The organism is Nonomuraea rubra, from assembly GCF_014207985.1.
In the GTDB taxonomy this organism is placed as follows: domain Bacteria; phylum Actinomycetota; class Actinomycetes; order Streptosporangiales; family Streptosporangiaceae; genus Nonomuraea; species Nonomuraea rubra.
This window is the reverse complement of record NZ_JACHMI010000001.1, coordinates 9,084,574-9,102,448: the sequence shown is the minus strand read 5'-3', so window position 1 is coordinate 9,102,448 and position 17,875 is coordinate 9,084,574. Positions and strand designations below refer to the sequence as shown.

The 17,875-nt window shown below is 69.4% G+C and carries 15 protein-coding genes and 1 pseudogene; 6 read left to right on the top strand and 10 right to left on the bottom strand.

Annotated features, from left to right (window positions below; translation table 11 throughout):
- Positions 1 to 83: 83 nt before the first annotated feature.
- Positions 84 to 374: a hypothetical protein gene (locus HD593_RS65370; protein ID WP_185107865.1), complete on the bottom strand. Its 291-nt coding sequence runs from the start codon at positions 372 to 374 to the stop codon at positions 84 to 86.
- 344 nt (positions 375 to 718) lie between these two features.
- On the opposite strand from HD593_RS65370, the gene HD593_RS41490 reads away from it, so the two are divergent.
- A complete protein-coding gene (locus HD593_RS41490) occupies positions 719 to 1,312 on the top strand; it encodes a hypothetical protein (protein WP_185107863.1) in 594 nt (197 codons plus the stop codon).
- A gap of 15 nt (positions 1,313 to 1,327) precedes the next feature.
- Here the strand turns inward: HD593_RS41490 and HD593_RS41485 are convergent, their stop codons facing one another.
- The 4 genes and pseudogenes from HD593_RS41485 to HD593_RS41470 all read right to left on the bottom strand — a co-directional run bounded on the left by HD593_RS41485 (position 1,328) and on the right by HD593_RS41470 (position 3,857).
- Entirely contained in the window at positions 1,328 to 1,882 is a 555-nt protein-coding gene (locus tag HD593_RS41485; protein WP_185107861.1) for a DUF4396 domain-containing protein, read from the bottom strand.
- 248 nt (positions 1,883 to 2,130) lie between these two features.
- Positions 2,131 to 2,640, bottom strand: coding sequence for an STAS domain-containing protein (locus HD593_RS41480; protein WP_185107859.1), 510 nt, complete (start codon positions 2,638 to 2,640; stop codon positions 2,131 to 2,133).
- An 81-nt stretch (positions 2,641 to 2,721) separates the two neighbouring features.
- A pseudogene (locus HD593_RS62450) lies at positions 2,722 to 3,156 on the bottom strand (class I SAM-dependent methyltransferase).
- A gap of 89 nt (positions 3,157 to 3,245) precedes the next feature.
- Complete coding sequence (locus HD593_RS41470; protein WP_185107857.1) at positions 3,246 to 3,857, bottom strand: hypothetical protein; 612 nt, start codon at positions 3,855 to 3,857, stop codon at positions 3,246 to 3,248.
- 299 nt (positions 3,858 to 4,156) lie between these two features.
- Here HD593_RS41470 and HD593_RS41465 point away from each other — a divergent pair, with 299 nt between their 5' ends.
- The 3 genes from HD593_RS41465 (at position 4,157) to HD593_RS41455 (ending at position 8,757) form a co-directional block, all read left to right on the top strand.
- Positions 4,157 to 4,996, top strand: coding sequence for a prephenate dehydratase (locus tag HD593_RS41465; RefSeq protein WP_185107855.1), 840 nt, complete (start codon positions 4,157 to 4,159; stop codon positions 4,994 to 4,996).
- 485 nt (positions 4,997 to 5,481) lie between these two features.
- On the top strand, positions 5,482 to 8,340 hold the full coding sequence (locus tag HD593_RS41460) for a glycoside hydrolase family 9 protein (protein ID WP_185107853.1): 2,859 nt from the start codon (positions 5,482 to 5,484) through the stop codon (positions 8,338 to 8,340).
- A 267-nt stretch (positions 8,341 to 8,607) separates the two neighbouring features.
- On the top strand, positions 8,608 to 8,757 hold the full coding sequence (locus HD593_RS41455; RefSeq protein WP_185107851.1) for a hypothetical protein: 150 nt from the start codon (positions 8,608 to 8,610) through the stop codon (positions 8,755 to 8,757).
- A 57-nt stretch (positions 8,758 to 8,814) separates the two neighbouring features.
- On the opposite strand, the gene HD593_RS41450 is transcribed toward HD593_RS41455, so the two are convergent.
- A complete protein-coding gene (locus HD593_RS41450) occupies positions 8,815 to 9,333 on the bottom strand; it encodes a MarR family winged helix-turn-helix transcriptional regulator (protein ID WP_312904083.1) in 519 nt (172 codons plus the stop codon).
- 128 nt (positions 9,334 to 9,461) lie between these two features.
- Between HD593_RS41450 and HD593_RS41445 the strand changes: the two genes are divergently transcribed.
- Complete coding sequence (locus tag HD593_RS41445) at positions 9,462 to 11,432, top strand: extracellular catalytic domain type 1 short-chain-length polyhydroxyalkanoate depolymerase (protein WP_185107849.1); 1,971 nt, start codon at positions 9,462 to 9,464, stop codon at positions 11,430 to 11,432.
- Positions 11,433 to 11,870: 438 nt separating this feature from the next.
- On the opposite strand, the gene HD593_RS41440 is transcribed toward HD593_RS41445, so the two are convergent.
- Positions 11,871 to 12,059: a hypothetical protein gene (locus tag HD593_RS41440; protein ID WP_185107847.1), complete on the bottom strand. Its 189-nt coding sequence runs from the start codon at positions 12,057 to 12,059 to the stop codon at positions 11,871 to 11,873.
- Positions 12,060 to 12,334: 275 nt separating this feature from the next.
- Between HD593_RS41440 and HD593_RS41435 the strand changes: the two genes are divergently transcribed.
- Positions 12,335 to 15,505, top strand: coding sequence for an AfsR/SARP family transcriptional regulator (locus tag HD593_RS41435; protein WP_185107845.1), 3,171 nt, complete (start codon positions 12,335 to 12,337; stop codon positions 15,503 to 15,505).
- On the opposite strand, the gene HD593_RS41430 is transcribed toward HD593_RS41435, so the two are convergent.
- From HD593_RS41430 to HD593_RS41420, 3 genes are read right to left on the bottom strand one after another with little or no spacing between them, the layout of a single operon-like run.
- A complete protein-coding gene (locus HD593_RS41430) occupies positions 15,484 to 16,290 on the bottom strand; it encodes an ABC transporter permease (protein WP_185107843.1) in 807 nt (268 codons plus the stop codon). The two genes, HD593_RS41435 and HD593_RS41430, sit on opposite strands and share 22 nt — an antisense overlap.
- Positions 16,287 to 17,243 (bottom strand): ATP-binding cassette domain-containing protein, encoded by a 957-nt coding sequence (locus HD593_RS41425; RefSeq protein WP_185112443.1) that lies wholly within the window; start codon positions 17,241 to 17,243, stop codon positions 16,287 to 16,289. The genes HD593_RS41430 and HD593_RS41425 overlap by 4 nt, the downstream gene beginning before the upstream one ends.
- A 33-nt stretch (positions 17,244 to 17,276) precedes the next feature.
- A complete protein-coding gene (locus HD593_RS41420) occupies positions 17,277 to 17,795 on the bottom strand; it encodes a hypothetical protein (RefSeq protein ID WP_185107841.1) in 519 nt (172 codons plus the stop codon).
- Between the last annotated feature and the right edge of the window lie 80 nt (positions 17,796 to 17,875).

The window sequence follows — 17,875 nt, the reverse complement described above, 5'->3', positions numbered from 1 at the left end:
CCGCTCCTGAAGCTCGGCGATCTGCTCGCGCCGCAGCCTCGTCCGCTCGCCGGCGAACCACGCCACCGCCCACGTGATCGGCGTCAGAGACAGGGCGATCCCGGGAACGTCACTGGCGGCCATACTCGCGCCCAGGTGAGCGACGCCCAGGCCACAGACCACGCCGTGGACCGCCAGGTCCAGGGCGACTGCCGCTCGCGGCTGGCCGTCAACACGTAGAGCGCGGCGACAGGGCCGAGCATCAGCACCGAGCGATAGTCCAGGGCCGACAGCACCACGCTCGCCGCCGCAGCCGCCGCGAACACGCCGAACGGTGAGCGCCGCCAGAGCACCAACGGCACGGCCGACAAGCCCACCAGTACCAGGGCGAGCATCGAGGTCACCTGCCCCGGCGCGCGCCGGGTTCATGCCGCCGTGGGGAAGGAGACCAAGCCCGTGGGCCAGCGGCACCAGCGACCCGCCGAACACGGTGATCGTCAAGGTGACGTCGAACAGCGTTCCCCGGACGGGCTGGGCCGCGAAGAGCCGGCGCGCGCTGATCTGGGAGGACACGAACGCCATGGCTACCTTCGTGCCGTCCGGATCAAATCCCCCTGACGGATGAACCTGGTCCACGCCATGGGGACGCGGAAGTTCTCCTCACAGGGGGAAGCGCCACCCCGCCCGCTGGATGTGAAGTGGTGAGCCCGACATGGCGGCAAGAGCGGAAGGACAGGACATGACGAACTCGGTCCCCGGCCCTGACGGCGGCACCGCCCCCGACCGCGGATCGCCTCCCCGCATGCCTCGCTGGGTGAAGACGGCCGTGATCGTGGTGGGCGTGCTGCTCCTGCTGTTCGCCCTCATGCGGATCACCGGCCTCGGAGGTGAGCACGGGCCCGGACGGCACCTGCCCACAGGATGTCGCAACCGTGCGCGGGGGACACCTCGCCAAGGACATCACGACCTCGTACGTCATCGTCCCGCTCGCCTGGGCGGCCTTGGCCACGGGCCTGCTGCAGTCGTGGGGACCACGTGGGGGTTGTTCCGTCACTACCGGGTGCCGACGAAACTCACGCTCACGGTCGTCGCCACGATCGTCCTGCTGGCGGAGACGAGGACCGTCACCGCCCTGGCCGACTACGCGGCCTCCAGCGCTGATCCTCGCGCCGTGCCCGGCACGCTGCCGCACTCCATCGGCGGCCTCGCCGTGCTGCTACTGATCACGATCCTGTCCGTGGTGAAACCACAGGGGCTGGCCCGATACGGATGGCGAAAACAGCAGGACAACCGCCGCAGGAAGGCCGCAAGCCGGGCAAGTGCCGTGGCGTAGAGGTGGCCGCCGTACTCAGTGGCCCTGGTGATACTGGTGGATCACCGCATGGCCCTTGCCCCGGGAGATCAGCCACTTGTTCACCGGCGTCGTCAGCACGAAGGCCACCAGCAGGGCCCCGGCCAGCGCCACCCAGAACAACCAGCTGGCCAGGCCCGCGTCCATGGCGCCCGGCACGATCAGCATGACGCCGTTGTCCAAGATCTCCATCACCGCGATGGAAATGGTGTCCGCGGCCAGCGCGACCTTCAACGCACTGCGGAAGTCCACCCCGGCGCGCAGCACGCCCCGCATGGTGAGCGCATAGCCGAAGACGAAGGCCAAGGCCACTGCCAGCACGATGGTCGCGACGTTGGACAGGCCGGCCCAGGCGCCGATCACCATGCCCAGCACCTCGCCGATGGCACAGCCGGTCAGGCAATGCAGAGTCGCCTGCGCGGCCATGCCCCACGTGGCCGTGGGGTTGGCAGATGTTTCATGTCCGGAGTGTTCGGCCGCGTGGTGAGCGTGCCCGTGCTCGCTGTGCGAGGTCGAGCCGGGACTCGGGTGGTGGTGACCGCTGTGATCCATGTGATCCTCCATAGTCGTGGGGTCCAGATTGTACGGGTAAGGGGTATAAGAGAGAAACACGTGGATTGATGGGGTTTTTAGGCGTGCGCGACCTTGGAGAGGAGAAGGGAAGAGCCTGTTCGGCCATGGTCGAACTATGTGGAGTAGTAGGGGCTGGCTGGTACGCACTCAGGCGAAGCACCGCGCGCCACGCCGTGAGCGAGCCGGTGCCGGCCCCGTCCAACCCAGCCGGCTGACCATGCCGGGCGTCAGGGGTGCCGAGGCGGACAGAGGGCTTGCACCGCCACCTCCATGGCGTCGAATACCGGGAGGTAGGCCTGCAGCCCCGTGATCCTCAACCATCGCGTGACCAGCGCGTTAGGCCGTAGGTAGGCCATCGTCCCCCCTTGCTGCCGCAGCTGCTGGCAGGTCGCGATCAACGCGGAAATCCCGGAGGAATCGAGGAAGGTCAGGGCTGACAGATCGATCAGCCCGGGCAGATGCGCATCGGACGGCAGATGCGTCTCCTCCCATGATCGCCACTCGGCCACGGTCAGCCAGCCCAGCTCCCCGGCGACCCGGACGAGCAGCACCCCATGGTCCGGGGCGACGCTGGTGGTGAGCCCGCTCTTCTGCATCCCACCCCCGTCATGCTGACCACGCACGTCACCGGCCTGGGTGACCACCTGCCCGCGCTCGGCCCCTTCCCCATCGTCGCGGCCATTCTGAGAACCTTGGCCGTCGGACCTGACGTTCGTCTCGTAGGCCAACGGAATCACTGGCTGGAGGCCAACTGCCCTCTTACGCGATCGGAGGTGAGGTCGCGCAGCTCGTCCAGGTACGCCCGCACCTCAGGATGATCAGAATGTTCCGAGCCGACCGCACGCACCAGTTCCTTCGACGACATGATCAGATGCGGGACGGACCTCCGCTGGGCCTTGAGAGACGCCCTTGGGGCGCAGCGACCGTCTGATGTTGGCGAACGCGGCGACGGGGTCGTCGAAGAACATGACCCCAGCGCGGCTGATGGCCACCTCGAAGTGCGCGTCCTTCAGCGGGTGGACCTGGGCATCGCCGCGCTCGAAGGTGATGTTGCCGATGGCCTCCTCTGCGGAGATACGTCAGGCGATCTCCAGCATCGGAGCCGACAGGTCGATCCCGACGGCATGCCCGCGTGCCGCGTGACGTGCGGCGATCCGAGTGGTGTCACCCGTACCGCAGCCGATGTCGAGAACCCGGTCACGCTCGCCGATGCCCGCGGCGGCGAGCAAGTGCTCGTTGGCGGGCGCGGCCATGCGATCCAGACGTTGATAGTGATCGGCACAGCGCCTGCCTTCCTCGCCGTTCCACGCCTCCTCCTGCCTGGCATTGGCCACGAGCGTCATCAGGACGCCTCCGCATCGCTCAACTGCTTGACGAAGTGCCCGCGGCAGTGGGTGCAGCAAAAGCCATAGGTCTTCCCGCCGCGCTCCAGGATGACAGCATCCTGAAGAGGCACCGTCGCGCCGCAGACCGGATCGACGATCATGTCGTCAGCGACCGAAGCCGCAGGGCCGGTCTTGGCTCGCTCGATCAGTTGCAGAACGTCGGCGGAGCGCTGGGCCCGCCCGTGCAGGCCGTAGCCGCCCTCGTGAAGGCTGATCACGTGCACCACCGCCCGCGGCTCGGGATTTCCTTCCGCCTCCGCCAGCTCCGCGGTGATGCGGGAGATGAGGTGCTCGCTCATCTCCTTCCCCCACATCCCGACGATCACGTTCACCACGTACCAGGGGCCCTGCGAAGGGTCGAGCAGCCGCCCGCCGCCGTTCCATACCTCTTCCTCGCGCACCACCACATGGCTGAGCGAGTCGAACAGGTCGATCACGCCAGGATCGGCAGCCATCGTCTCCCCGTTTGCGGCCGACAACAGGCGCCGCGCGGTCAGCCGCCCGGCGAGGTTTCGGCGCTCTTGCTCATCGAAAACACCCCTGGGCACCAGTAGCTCAACGAACAGCATCGTCGATCTGTCCTTTTCGAAGAGGGCCGATCAGTGGCAATGCTCCCGCGCCGGAGTCCTCTCCGTCGTCGGCCCGGAGACGACTCTCCCGGCTACCTCGCCAGTTGTAGCGGGCAGGCACTCTACGACCAGGGAAGTAGCGCGGTGCGCTCTCCTCCTCGTGGGGCTCCGCGGCGTGGCTGTCGGAGACGTATTCGATGTTGCGTGGTAGCCGCCAGGACCGGTCGCTTCGTGCCGCGATCCAAGTGCCGCCAGCCGCCGCCGGGCAGCCGTGCCCGGCTGCATGGGAAACTACTGGGGTGACCGCACGACGTATCGCCTACCAGGGCGAGCCTGGCTCGAACTCCCACATCGTGTGCAAGCGCCACTACCCCGACTGGCATGCGGTGCCGTGCGCGTCCTTTGAGGACGTGTTCGCGGTGGTGGAGAACGGCGAGGCCGAGCTGGCGATGATCCCGATCGACAACTCGATTGCCGGCCGGGTGGCCGACATCCACCACTTCCTGCCGACCTCGGGCCTGCACATCGTTGGCGAGCACTTCCTGCGGATCCAGTTCAACCTCATGGCGTCGCCGGGTGCGACCCTGGACACGATCAAGGCCGTGCACAGCCACGTGCATGCCCTCGGACAGTGCCGCCGGATCATCCGTGAGCACGACCTGGTGCCGGTGATCGCCGGTGACACCGCCGGCGCTGCTCGTGAGGTGGCCGAGGCGGACGACCCGACTCAGGCGGCGATTGCGCCGCCGCTCGCGGCGGAGATCTATGGCCTGCACATCCTCGCCCGCGACGTCGAGGACGAGGAGCACAACACCACCCGGTTCGTGGTGCTCAGCCCGGACTTCGTGCAGGCACCGCGCGGCGAGGGCCCCGTGGTCACCTCGTTCGTCTTCAACGTCCGCAACCTGCCGGCTGCGCTCTACAAGGCGCTCGGCGGGTTCGCGACCAACGGCATCAACATGACCAAGCTGGAGAGCTATATGGTGGGCGGCCACTTCGCAGCCACCCAGTTTCTCGCCGAGGTCGACGGGCACCCTGAGGACCCCGGTCTGAAGAACGCGCTGGAGGAGTTGGCGTTCTTCACCACGGACGTGAAGATCCTCGGGGTCTACCCGGCCGACGCGTTTCGCGCCGACTGAGTCTCGAGACGGGCGCCAGGGCACTCTGCGGATGCCGACAACTGTGCCGGCACGCTGACCAGGCACCTCCAACGATCCTTCGATTACCGCCTGTGAGCAATCGCTCAAATTCTGCTGAGCAAACGCTTGAGCGGGTTTGAGTGTGTGCTCGAAGCTGGCGGGCCGCTCGCCCAGACCTCGCAGCTCGGACGCATGAACGGGATATCGGCACCCCACAGGCCGAACCTGGCATGTCCAGGCAGGGACGCCCGGCCGGAGGGATCTTGTAGGTTGAATCGGCGGCCGCTGGCCGACCGCGTCCACCGCATCGTTCGCGTAGGGAGCCGGGGCGCGGCGACCTGAAACTTTCAGCACGTTCGTGCGTCCGGCCTGGCCGGACGCACATCTGTCGTTGACGAGCGGTGATCTCATGGCTCAGGGTGCGAGGTACTTGGGAACGCTCCCACTCAAGGCTCCCGCATAGGTGCATATTTGCAGAGGTCCCCATGAAATCGACCACACGGCTGCTGACCGCGGGCGCGGTGATCGCCGCGATGCTCGCCGCGCCCTCGGCGACGGGCACGGCGCAGGCCGCCACCTTCCGGTACGGCGAGGCGCTGCAGAAGTCCTTCCTCTTCTACGAGGCCCAGGCGTCCGGGCGGTTACCGGACTGGAACCGTGTCTCCTGGCGCGATGACTCCACCCTGAACGACGGCAAAGCGGCCGGCGTGGACCTGTCGGGCGGCTGGTACGACGCGGGGGACCACGTCAAGTTCGGCTTCCCGATGGCCGCCGCGGTCACCACGCTGGCCTGGGGCGGCGTGGACTACCGGGCCGCGTACAGCAAGGCCGGCCAGCTCACCCACCTCCTCAACAACCTGCGCCAGGCCAACGACTACTTCATCGCGGCGCATCCCGAGCCGAACACCCTGTACGTCCAGGTCGGTGACGGCGGCGAGGACCACTCCTACTGGGGCGCCCCGGAAACCGTGGACGCCAAGGGCCACACCCGCCCGGCGTACAAGATCACCGCATCCTGCCCGGGGACCGACGTGGCCGCCGAGACCGCCTCGGCCATGGCCGCCTCCTCGATGGTGTTCCGGGCCACCGACCCGGCGTACGCCGACACGCTGCTCACCCACGCCAGGCAGCTCTACACGTTCGCCGACACCACCAAGGGCACCACCGGCCAGGACACCGCCTACGTCCGCTGCGTCCCCGCGGCGCAGGGGTTCTACAACTCCACCGGCGAGGGCGGCCAGGTCGAGGGCGCCACCAAGATGTACTGGGACGAGCTGGCCTGGGCCTCCATCTGGCTACACCGCGCCACCGGCCAGGCCTCCTATCTGGACAAGGCTCGCGAGTTCTACCCCAAGATGGGATCCCAGGACGACCCGGGCAACCAGGGCGTCAAGGTGCCGGTGTTCAACTTCGGCTACGGCTGGAACGACAAGCAGTACGCCGTCTACATGATGATGGCGAAGCTCACGGGCGAGCAGAAGTACAAGGACGACACCCAGCGCTACCTCGACTACTGGACCGTCGGATACAAGGGCAAGAAGGGCACCATCACCCCCGGCGGGCTGGCCTTCATCTTCTTCTGGGCATCACTGCGAATGGCGGCCAACACCGCCTGGGTCGCCCTGAACTACGCCGACTACCTCGGGTCCGACGACCCGCTGTACGCGCGCTACCACGACTTCGGCAAGAGACAGATCGACTACGCGCTGGGTGACAATCCGCGCAACTCCAGCTACATGGTTGGCTTCGGCGCCAATCCGCCGCGCAACGTCCACCACCGCGGTGCGCACGGCTCGTGGACCAACGCCGGGCCGGACAGCGAACCGGCCACGAGCCGCCACATCTTGTACGGCGCGCTGGCAGGCGGTCCCGACGCGGGCGACACCTACACCGACAGCCGGGGCGACTACGTGAAGAACGAGGTCGCGCTGGACTTCAACTCCGGCATCACCAGCTCGCTGGTGCGCCTCTACGACGAGTACGGCGGCGAGCCCCTGGCCAGCATCCCGCAGGAGACGCCCGACGGGAACGAGTACTCCATCGAGGCCACCATCAACCACCAGACCCGCGAGACCATGGCCAGGACCTACATCATCAACAAGTCGGCATGGCCGGCCCGGGTGCTGGACAAGGCGAAGATCCGCTACTACTTCACCCTGGACGGCAACACCACGCCGTCCCAGGTCACCGTGGGCGCGTCCTACACCCAGTGCAAGACGCCCACGGGGCCGCACCAGCTCGAGGGCAGGATCTACTACGCCGAGGCCGACTGCACCGGCACGCTGATCTTCCCGGGCGGCCAGTCCGAGTACCGCCGCGAGGTCCAGCTGAGGATCGGCGTGGCCGAAGGCGCCACCTGGGACCCAGCCAACGACTGGTCGGCGTCGGGCGGGCAGAACATCACCTACTACGGCAACGACGGCACCCTGCTGTGGGGCAGGCCCCCCGTCCCGGACACCCCCGACACCCAGCCGCCCACCAGGCCCGGCACGCCGGTCGCGTCCGGCGTCACCGCCACGGGGGCCACCCTGACCTGGGCGGCGGCCACCGATGACCGTGGCGTTCAGGGCTACGACGTCTACCGCACCGGCAGCACGACCAAGGCCGGCTCGACCACCACCACGTCCATCACGCTGACCGGGCTCACCCCGGGCACCGAGTACTCCTACTACGTGGTCGCCCGCGACTCGGTGAACGCCGGGCCCCAGTCCGACCCCGTGATCTTCACCACCGACCCCGTCCCGGTCGACAACGAGGACCCGACGGTGCCCGGCAAGCCAGCGGTCTCGGCGATCACTCGCACCGGCGCCACCGTCACGTGGATCGCTTCCAGCGACAACGTCGGTGTGACCGGTTATGACGTGGTCTCGCCCAATGGCACCGTTCTCGGTTCGTCCACCGGCACGTCACTGGTCCTCACCGGCCTCACCGCCACCGAGTACTCGGTGGCCGTCGTGGCCAAGGACGCGGCCGGCAATCGCTCCGACCCCTCGCCGGCCACCGCCTTCCGCACCGAGTCCGAATCCACCGGCACCTGCCGGGTCACCTACAGCACCAGCGACTGGGACACCGGCTTCACCGCCGCAGTCGGTATCACGAACACCGGTACCACGCCGATCAACGGCTGGACCCTGAGGTTCTCCTTCACCGCCGGCCAGCGGGTCACCCCGCCTGGCTGGTCCGCCGCCTGGACGCAGTCGGGGGCCGATGTCACCGCCACCCACCTCGACTGGAGCCGCACCATCAACCCCGGCCAGACCATCACCATGGGGTTCAACGGCAGCCACACCGGCAGCAACCCCCGTCCCCCGTCCTTCACCCTCAACGGCGCGACCTGCGCCTGATCCCTGACAGCCGTCCGGGAAGGCAGAAGCTCCCCGCCGCTCGTCCTTCGAGCGGCGGCGGGCCACCTTCTTGCATGGGGTGATCGGGATGAGGGTCCAGGTGTCGTTGGCGGTTTTAGAACCACCGTTCGCCTGGAGCCACTGGCTCGCCCGGCAGGCGGCGGGCGGTAACACGTGGTGGTCGCACAGGCCAGGATGTCGGGAGAGCTGCGGCGTCCACGGTATTCACGGCATTGAGCGGAGTAGTGACACCCTTCACCCCCCAACGTGATCCACTTCAACGGGCGTCGTCCGCACCGGGCCTTGAAGCAGGCCAGCCCTCTGCGGGCGCTACCCGATCCGGTCGAGGCCGACATCGAGATTTCCCGACGGGAACGGCTCGGCGTCCTCCTGCATGATTACGCGCAGGTCGCATGAGGAGACACGATATGCGGCACCCAACAGCTTGTGGTCCGTGGCTGGTGACGGACCGAACTATGGCCAGGGCGACGGTGGTGGCTTCTGCGGGCGAAGGACTGGGGTCAGGGCCCGCGTGTCCGAGTGGAGGGCTTGGGCGCACAGCTTGAGCGTTTCCGCGAGTGTCACGCGGTCCGGGTCGTCGATCTCGGCGAGCATGACGGCTTCGATGCTGTCGAGGGAACGGTCGCATCGCCGGAGGGTGCTCAGGCCTTTCGGGGTGAGGCGGGTGCGCAGAGCGCGGCCGCCACGGGGATGTGGGTCGCGGCGGATCAGGCCGCGTTGTTCGAGATCGCGGATGACCAGGTTCATCGCCTGTGGGGTGACGAAGGCGATGCGGGCCAGGTCGGCCGAGGATGGGGCGTCGCGCAGGCGCAGTTCGCTGAGCGCCATGTATTCGGTGGTCGTCACGCCGTGCCGGGCGAGCGCTTCATCCAGGCAGGCGCGGATGCGGCGTTCCAGCCGGAACACCAGATAGCTCACACGGGGCGGAGGTGCGTCCGGCGCAGCGGCCACGGGGACACCCGGATCGGTCACCAGGAGAGGATATCGCGCCCCGTCAGAACGGGCCCCAATGTAAGTTTCTCCCACCGCTATCAAGGACCTTGATAGCAAGTTACTTGATAACCAGGGGAAACGGCTCCCTGCCAGGTGAACCGGCGGACATGCGCACCAAGCGTTCATTGACGGTGGATTGTGGCCCTTCTATTGTCCAGCGACCGATGTCAATACGCGGCGGACCTATTCGCGGCGCGCCGCGAATAGGGAGAGGAGGAGCGCGAATGAGACGATTGACCACGGTGCTGGCCGGTGCCTGCGCCGCGGCGCTCTTTGCCGTCATGACCGTGGTACTAGGATCTCCGGCCGTCGCCGCCGCCTTGGTGGAGGTGACCAGCTTCGGCAACAACCCGGGCAACATGAGGATGCACGTCTATGTGCCGGACTCGCACCCGGCCTCGCCGGCGATCGTGGTTGCGATGCATGGCTGCGGCGGCTCCGGTCCCGGCTTCTACCAGAGCAGTGAGTTCGCCTCGCTGGCGGATCGACATGGCTTCATCGTCATCTACCCGACCGCCACCCAGTCGGCAGGGTTCGGCAACTGCTTCGACACCTGGTCGGACGCGGCCAAGCAGCGCGGCGGCGGCAGCGATCCGGTCTCGATCATCTCAATGATCGACTATGCCGAGCGGAACCATCAGGGAGACCCGAACCGGGTCTACGCCACGGGAAGCTCGTCTGGCGGCATGATGACCCAGCACATGCTCGCTGTCTACCCGGACGTGTTCAAAGCCGGAGCCTCCTTCATGGGTGTGCCCTTCAACTGCTTCGCCGGCGCCTCCGACTACCCGCCCGGAAGCAGCAGGTGCACCGGCGGGAGCATGGACCGAACACCCCAGCAGTGGGGCGATGCGGTCCGCCAGGCGTACCCGGGGTATTCCGGCCCCCGCCCGCGCATGCAGCTGTGGCATGGCACCGGTGACACCCTCGTGCCCTACTCGCTGCTGCGGGAGTCGGTCGAGCAGTGGACCAATGTGTTCGGGCTGAGCCAGACCCCGACCAGCACCGACACTCCGCAGGCAAACTGGAACCGCAGCCGGTACGCCAATTCGTCCGGCACCGTGCAGGTGGAGGCGTACAGCATCCAGGGCGCCGGGCATGTTCTTCCGCAGAGCGGTATGGCCCTTCACGCCACCGAGTTCTTCGGTTTGACCACCAGTCCGACCGACACCACGCCGCCGACCACGCCAGGCACCCCGGTCGCGTCCAACGTGACCGCCGCCAGTGCCACGCTGACGTGGACCGCGTCCATGGACCAGGGCGGCTCCGGCCTGGCCGGCTACGACGTCTACCGGGAGCAGGGCGCCACCGACCCGCAGATCGGCCAGTCCACCACCGCCTCGATCACCCTGACAGGGCTGAGTGCCAACACCCAGTACCAGGTGTACGTACGGGCGCGTGACAGCGCGGGCAACCTGTCGGGCAATTCCGCGCCGGCCACCTTCACCACGGCCGCCACCGGAGGCGACACCGCGCCGCCGACCGCCCCGGCCGGGCTCACCGCCTCGGGCACCACCACAACCGGCACCAGCCTGACCTGGACGGCCTCTACCGACGACACCGGTGTGACCGGCTATGACATCCTGCGCGCTCCCGGCGCGACGGGCGGAACGTTCACCCAGGTCGGCACCTCGGCCACGACCTCGTTCACCGACACGGGCCTGACTGCGAACACCACCTACCGCTACCAGGTCCGGGCGCGCGACGCCGCCGGCAACGTCTCACCGGTCTCCAACACCGTCCAGATCACCACTCAGGGAGGCACGACCGGTGCCTGCTCGGCCACCCCGACCGTGCAGTCCCAGTGGGGGAACGGGTATGTCATCCAGCCGGTGACCATCACCAACACCAGCACCTCGACGATCACCAGCTGGACCGTCACTTTCACCCTGCCGGCCGGGCACACCCTGACCGGCTCGTGGAACGCCACCGTCACCACCAGCGGCCAGACCGTCACGGCCAGAAGTGTCAGCCACAACGGCACGCTCGCGCCGGGAGCCGGCACAGCCAGCTTCGGCTTCCAGGCGAGCAGGCCCAACGGCAACACCGCCCTGCCATCCGGCTACACCTGCGCCTGACCGTCAGCGCGCTTCCCTGATCACGGCCCCGGCCTTGACTGGAGGGACCCGGGCCGTGATCAAGGGATCCGCGCCGGCGGGAGAACCGGCTGCGTACCTGCCCCTGCCGACAATTGCGTCCACCCAGGTCATGACCCCTGCGAGGCTGTGCGTGGCGGGCGCGAGCTCCGGCCACCTTGGAGAAGAAAGCGCGTGCGGCAGGATGGTCGCGTGCTCCTTCGGCTGGCCTACCCGACCGTCACGAACGCCCCGGCTCCGTCGTGGGCGGATCGGGCGATCCTTTCCGTGCTCGCGCGGTTGCTTCCTCGACACCGTGGATGTCACCTGCTTGCCACCCCGCGGATGCTGCTGCGAACTCGATGTTCGATACACGGCTGTCCGGATCGGTGACGTAGGCCCACAGAGTGGGAGTGAGTGACGAAGCCATCTCGACTCCGTTCACCGTCGTGGCAGGCGCAATGTCGAGATCGGCGACGACGGCTTGGCAAGGTCAACCTTCAGCGTCTGCCACTCCGACCAGGTGCTCGACGCGCCGCCCACGCTGACCCGCGTGCGCCAGCGCACCTGCCAGAGGTCGGCCGGCTTGTCCGTGGGAATTGTCACGGAGCCGAAGGCGCCGTTGGTCACTCCGGTGACGCTGCCCGACCAGATCGGACCCGAGCCCTGGCATCCGCACCTCGGCCGGGATGGCCGCGATCTCCCATGCGCCCGTCTCGGGGCGCCTCGCCGTCAACGAGGTCCGGGGACGGGCATCACGGTGAGCGCCGCCCTTCCCCGCCGGGCTCTCGCCTAGCCGGCCCGCACGGCGGGCGGCCCGTGCTGAGCCGTACCAGGAGAGGTGAGCGGCTCGAATCAAGCGGTGCCGGATGCGAGCGTTCAGGGAGATTTGAGAAGCTTCCGGCGTGCGTATCTCACTGCTCGGTCCGCTTGAGGTCCTTGCCGCCGATGGGAGACCGGCCGACGTCGGCGGGGCCCGGTTGCGGATGCTGCTGGCCAGGCTCGCCCTGGCGGCCGGTCGCCCGGTCTCCGCGGAGTCGCTGATCGCCGACCTGTGGGGCGAGGAACCTCCTGCGGGCGCCGTTTCCGCCCTGCAGGGGCTGGTGTCGCGGCTGCGCAAGGCCCTGGGCGAGACAGGGGCGGTGGAGCTGGTGGCGGGCGGCTACCGGCTGCCGGTGGAGCCCGAGGACGTGGACGCGCACCGGTTCGAGGAGCTGTCCGCCCAGGGGCGCCGTGAGCTGGCCGCCGACCGGCCCAGGGAGGCCGCCAGGCTGTTGGGTGCCGCGCTCGATCTGTGGCGCGGCGCGGCCCTCGCGGACGTACGGGAGGCCGCGTTCGCCGCCAACAGCGCGACCAGGTTGCACGACCTGCGGGCCGCGGCGGACGAGGACCGGTTCGACGCGGAGCTGCGGCTCGGGCGGCACGCGGAGGTCCAGGCCGATCTCGCCGCGGCGGCGGCCGAGCATCCGCTGAGCGAGCGGCTGGCCGAGCTGAGGATGCGTGCCCTGTCGGCGGCCGGGCGCCAGTCGGACGCGCTGGCGGTCTACGAGGAGCTGCGCGCCAGGCTGGGCGACGAGCTGGGCGTGGACCCCTCGCCGGAGCTGCGGAAGGTGCATCTCGCACTGCTGCGTGGCGAGCTGGACCGGCCGGTGGCGCAGACCGAGGCCGCGCCGAGCCGGCTGCCCGCCCGGCTGACCACGTTCTTCGGCAGGGAGAGCGAGCTGGGCCGGCTGGCCGAGCTGCTGGACACGGCGCGGCTGGTCACCATCGTCGGGCCGGGCGGCGCCGGCAAGACCAGGTTGTCGCTGGAGGCCGCGTCCCGGCTGCGGGCGCGCGTGTGGTTCGTCCCGCTGGCCGGGGTGAGCGAGCCCGGCCAGCTCGCCGACACCGTGCTCGGCGTGCTCAGCTCGTCGGACAGCCGCCTGTTCGACAGCGGGCAGCTTCGGGAGGCCACCCCCGTCGACCGCATCGCCAACCTGCTCGACGTCGGCGACGGCGTGCTCCTGCTGGACAACTGCGAGCATCTCGTCGAGGCCGCCGCCGAGCTGGCCCAACAACTCCTGGAACGGCTGCCGCGGCTGAAGATCATGGCCACCAGCAGAGAGGCGCTCGCGATCACCGGGGAGACCCTGTGCCACCTGGGTCCGCTCGATCTGCCACCGGCCGAGCCCGAGCCGGCCGAGGCGGGGCAGGCAGCGGCGGTACGGCTCTTCGTCGACCGCGCCGCCGGCGTACGGCCGGGCTTCACACTCGACGCCACCACGGTGGGCGACGTGGTGGAGATCTGCCGCAGGCTCGACGGCATGCCGCTGGCACTTGAGCTGGCGGCGGCGAAGCTGCGCGCGATGGGCGTCAGGGAGATCGTGCGCCGGCTCGACGACCGGTTCAGGCTGCTGACCTCGGGCAGCAGGACCGCGCTTCCGCGCCAGCGCACGCTGCTCGCGCTGGTCGAGTGGAGCTGGGACCTGCTGGAGGAGCCGGAGCGGGTGCTGGCGCGCAGGCTGTCGGCGCTGCCCGGCGGGGCGAGCCTGCCGGCTCTGGAGGTGATCTGCGCCGACGACCGCCTGCCCGCCGACGAGGTGCTCCACGTGATCGGCTCGCTGGTGGACAAGTCTCTCGTCCAGGAGGACGAGGACCGCTATCGCATGCTGGAGACCGTACGCGCCTACGCGGCCGGCCGGCTTGCCGAGTCGGGCGACGACATCACGCCACAGCTGTCCAGATATTTCCTGGCATTTGCGGAGGAGCAGGAGCCGCTACTGCGGACCAGGGACCAGCTGGACGCCATCGCGGCGTTCGACGCGGAGCATGACAACCTGATCCACGCGCTGCGGTCCGCGCTCACCGCGCGCGATGCGGTCACGACGTCCAGGTTCGTGCGCGCGCTGTTCTGGTACTGGGGAATCAGGGGCATGAGCCGCCAGTTCGAGACGTACGTCGCCGAGGTGCTGGCGTTCGGCGACGAGCTGCCGGCGGACGTGCGTGCCGCCTTCCAGGTGGTCCAGGGCGTGGGGGCCGGGGTGCGGAGCGGCGAGCAGCCGCCCAGCCTGGACCGGCGGGCGCTGGGCTTCCACCCGGCGGTGCCGCTGTTCCGGCTGTCCCAGCTGGCCTCCGCCGACCAGGGCCAGGCCGAGCTGGAGCACGCGCTGAACTCACCGGACCCGTGGGTGCGGGCCAGCGCGCTGTGGGCGCAGGACTTCGTACGCAGCCAGCAGGGTGACGTGGACACCGGTGCGCAGGCGCGCCGGGAGGCGTTGCGGGCGTTCGAGCAGGTCGGCGATCGCTGGGGCATGGTGATGGGGCTGCTGGAGATCAGCATGTACGAGGACATGCGCGGCGACCACGAGCAGGCGATCTCGGCCGCGGAGCGGGCCGTGGTGATCAGCTCCGAGCTCGGCACGGAAGAGCATCTGGCCTGGGCCAAGGGGCGGCTGGCGGCGGCCCGGGCCCGCAGCGGCGACCTGGACGGCGCCCGGCGGGACCTCGACGCGGGGCTGCGCCAGGCCAGGGGGCGCGGCCTGCGACGCCTGGAGACCACGCTGCTGAACCATCAGGCGGCAGTGCTTCGCCGGTCAGGAAAGTATCGCGAGGCCCACCGGACGCTGGACCGGCTGGAGACGTTCGCCCATCGGACGCCCCTGCCTGAGGAGATCGTCCGAGGGCTGATCACGGGTGAGCGAGTGTCGCTCCTGCTCGCCGAGGGCGACGCCGCGCGGGCGCGCGAGTTGCTTCCGCAGGCCGTACGGGGCGCCTTCGCCTACGGGAACCCCGGTCACCTGGCCACCGCGTGCGAGTGGCTGGGCAGGCTCCTCGCCCTGGAGGGCGACCCGAAGGGCGCGGCCGCCGCGCTGGGGATGGGCGAGAAGATCAAGGGGCTGCTCGACTCGGGCGATCCCGAGATCCGCGCCCTGATCGGCGACCTGGTCGGGCAGCTGGGCGAGGACGGCTTCCAGGCGGCCTACCGCGAGGGTGCCGGCCTGCCCAGGCAGCAGGCGATAGACCGGCTGGCCGAGGTGGCCGGCCGGTCTCCGAGTCAGGACACCGGGGAGCACGGTCAGGTCGCCCGCTTGCGGTAGGCGCGCATGGCCAGCGGGAAGAACACCGCGACCATCGCGGCCATCCAGGCGAGGCCGCCGAGCAGCGGCCCCGCCACCGGGCCGCCGTTGAGCAGACCCCGCATGCTGTCGGCCATCAGGCTGACCGGGTTGATCTCCGACCAGGCCCGCAGCCAGCCCGGCATGGTCTGGGAGGGGACGAAGACGTTGCTGGCGAACGTGAGCGGCAGCACCAGGATCGTCATCAGCCCCTGCACCGAGCCCGGCGTGCTGACCAGCATGCCGAGGTAGACCGACAGCCAGGAGAAGCTGAGCGCGAAGGCGACCAGCAGCATGACCGCGGCCACCGCCGCGGCCGGGCTCGTCTGGACGCGGTACCCCATGACCAGCGCCAGGGCCAGCAGCGTGCCGAGCGAGACCAGGTAGCGGCCGACGTCGGCGAGCACCGCGCCGACCAGCGGCGCCGAGCGGGCGATCGGCATGCTCCTGAACCGGTCGAACACCCCCGTGCCGGCGTCGGCGTTGAGCGAGACGCCGATGCCGATGCTCGCCTGGAAGACGGTCATCACCATGATGCCCGGCACGATCGTCCGCAGGTAGGCGTCCGGGTCGCCGCCGCCGATCGCGCCGCCGAAGAGGTAGACGAACATCAGCAGGAACACGATCGGCGTCAGGACGACGTCGACGAGCTGCACCGGAGTCTTGGCGATCTTCGTGACGCCCCGCCCGGCCAGGGCGAGCCCGTGCCGCGCGGCCTGGGCCGGGCCGAGGCGCAGCGGCGCTCCTTCGGCGGTCATGCTGGTCATGCGGCGACCCTCCTCGTGCCGGCGTCCTGCCGGGTGAGCGCCAGGAAGACCTCGTCCAGGCTGGGCAGGCGCAGGCCCAGCTCGTCGGCGGTGATGCCGGCCGACTCCAGCCTGCGGACCAGCGCGGACACCAGCATCGGGTCGGCGGCGGGCACGGTGACCAGGCCCGCGCCCGGGTCCTGGGCAGGAGCGTGACCGGTTAGCTCGGTCAAGATCGCGGTGACCGCGTCGAGATCGGCGGGCAGGGTCGGCCGTACGTGCATGATCTGGCCGCCGACGCGCCGCTTCAGCTCACCCGGCCGGCCCTCCGCGACCACGCGGCCCCGATCGACCACGGTGATCCGGTCGGCGAGCTGGTCGGCCTCCTCCAGGTACTGGGTCGTGAGCAGGACCGTGGAGCCATCGTGCACCAGCCCCCTGACCACCTCCCACAGCTGGTTGCGGGTGTGCGGGTCCAGGCCCGTGGTGGGCTCGTCAAGGAACAGGATCCGCGCGTCTCCGACCAGGGAGGCCGCCAGGTCGAGCCGGCGCCGCATGCCGCCGGAGAACGTGCGGAGCGGACGGTCGGCCTCGGTGGCCAGCTCGAACCGCTCCAGCAGCTCGGCCGCGCGGGCCTTGGCCTGCCGCCTCGGCAGGTTCAGCAGCCGGCCGTACAACACCAGGTTCTCCGCGGCCGACAGCGTCTCGTCCACCGAGGCGTACTGGCCGGTCAGCCCTATCAGGGAGCGGACCCGCACCGGGTCGCGCACCACGTCGTGGCCGCCGACCCGGGCCCGGCCCCCGTCGGGCCGCATCAGCGTCGCCAGGATGCGCACCGTGGTGGTCTTACCGGCGCCGTTCGGGCCCAGGACGCCGATGACCTCGCCGGCCCGCACCTCCAGGTCGACCCCGTTCAGCGCGACCTTGTCCCCGTATCGCTTGACCAGGCCCTCGGCCTCGATCGCGTACTCCATCATCGCTCTCCCCCAGTTTTCCGACGACCGCCGTCAGGCGATGGCCGCGGCTGCCAGGGCCAGCGCGGAGCCTGCGAACACCACGACGTTGCGGACGTTCTGCAGGACCCACACCCAGGCGGGGAAGCCCTTCTCGGCCGCCTTGAGCAGGGCCCTGACGTCGATGCGCTGCAGCACGGGGTCGCCCTTGCGCTTGAAGGCCGCCTGGACGGACTTCGCCGCGGTCAGGTTGCTGTAGACGATGAGGACGTTGCCGAGGAGGACGATCGTCTGGAAGACCCAGGTCAGCGTCTCTCCCCAGGGGTTGGCCAGCAGGTTGAGCGTGGCCACGGCCACCATGACGGCGGCGACGGTGACGGGGACCGCGGTCTCGTGGCCGCTGGCGTCGAAGCTGAGCTTGTTCTCGGCCAGCACGGTGACCGGGACGCCCTGGCGGCGCAGCTCCGCCTCGGCGTTCGCCTTCGCGCTGCCGCCGAAGCGGTGACGGACCAGCGGGATGCTCAGGAAGGCGAGGGCGACGAGCAGTTGCAGGATCGCGGTGAAGGTCATCATGTCGGGTTCTCCTCAGCTCTGGTTGCTTGGTGATGCTGAGGACGATGGTGGCCTGGGGCGCTCTCACGGCGCCGATAACC

Coding starts and splice junctions, on each gene's coding strand:
- HD593_RS41445 (WP_185107849.1), top strand. CDS start 9,462: ATGCGCACCAAGCGTTCATTGACGGTGGATTGTGGCCCTTCTATTGTC.
- HD593_RS41430 (WP_185107843.1), bottom strand. CDS start 16,290: ATGACCAGCATGACCGCCGAAGGAGCGCCGCTGCGCCTCGGCCCGGCC.
- HD593_RS41485 (WP_185107861.1), bottom strand. CDS start 1,882: ATGGATCACAGCGGTCACCACCACCCGAGTCCCGGCTCGACCTCGCAC.
- HD593_RS65370 (WP_185107865.1), bottom strand. CDS start 374: ATGCTCGCCCTGGTACTGGTGGGCTTGTCGGCCGTGCCGTTGGTGCTC.
- HD593_RS41470 (WP_185107857.1), bottom strand. CDS start 3,857: ATGCTGTTCGTTGAGCTACTGGTGCCCAGGGGTGTTTTCGATGAGCAA.
- HD593_RS41420 (WP_185107841.1), bottom strand. CDS start 17,795: ATGATGACCTTCACCGCGATCCTGCAACTGCTCGTCGCCCTCGCCTTC.
- HD593_RS41460 (WP_185107853.1), top strand. CDS start 5,482: ATGAAATCGACCACACGGCTGCTGACCGCGGGCGCGGTGATCGCCGCG.
- HD593_RS41490 (WP_185107863.1), top strand. CDS start 719: ATGACGAACTCGGTCCCCGGCCCTGACGGCGGCACCGCCCCCGACCGC.
- HD593_RS41425 (WP_185112443.1), bottom strand. CDS start 17,243: ATGGAGTACGCGATCGAGGCCGAGGGCCTGGTCAAGCGATACGGGGAC.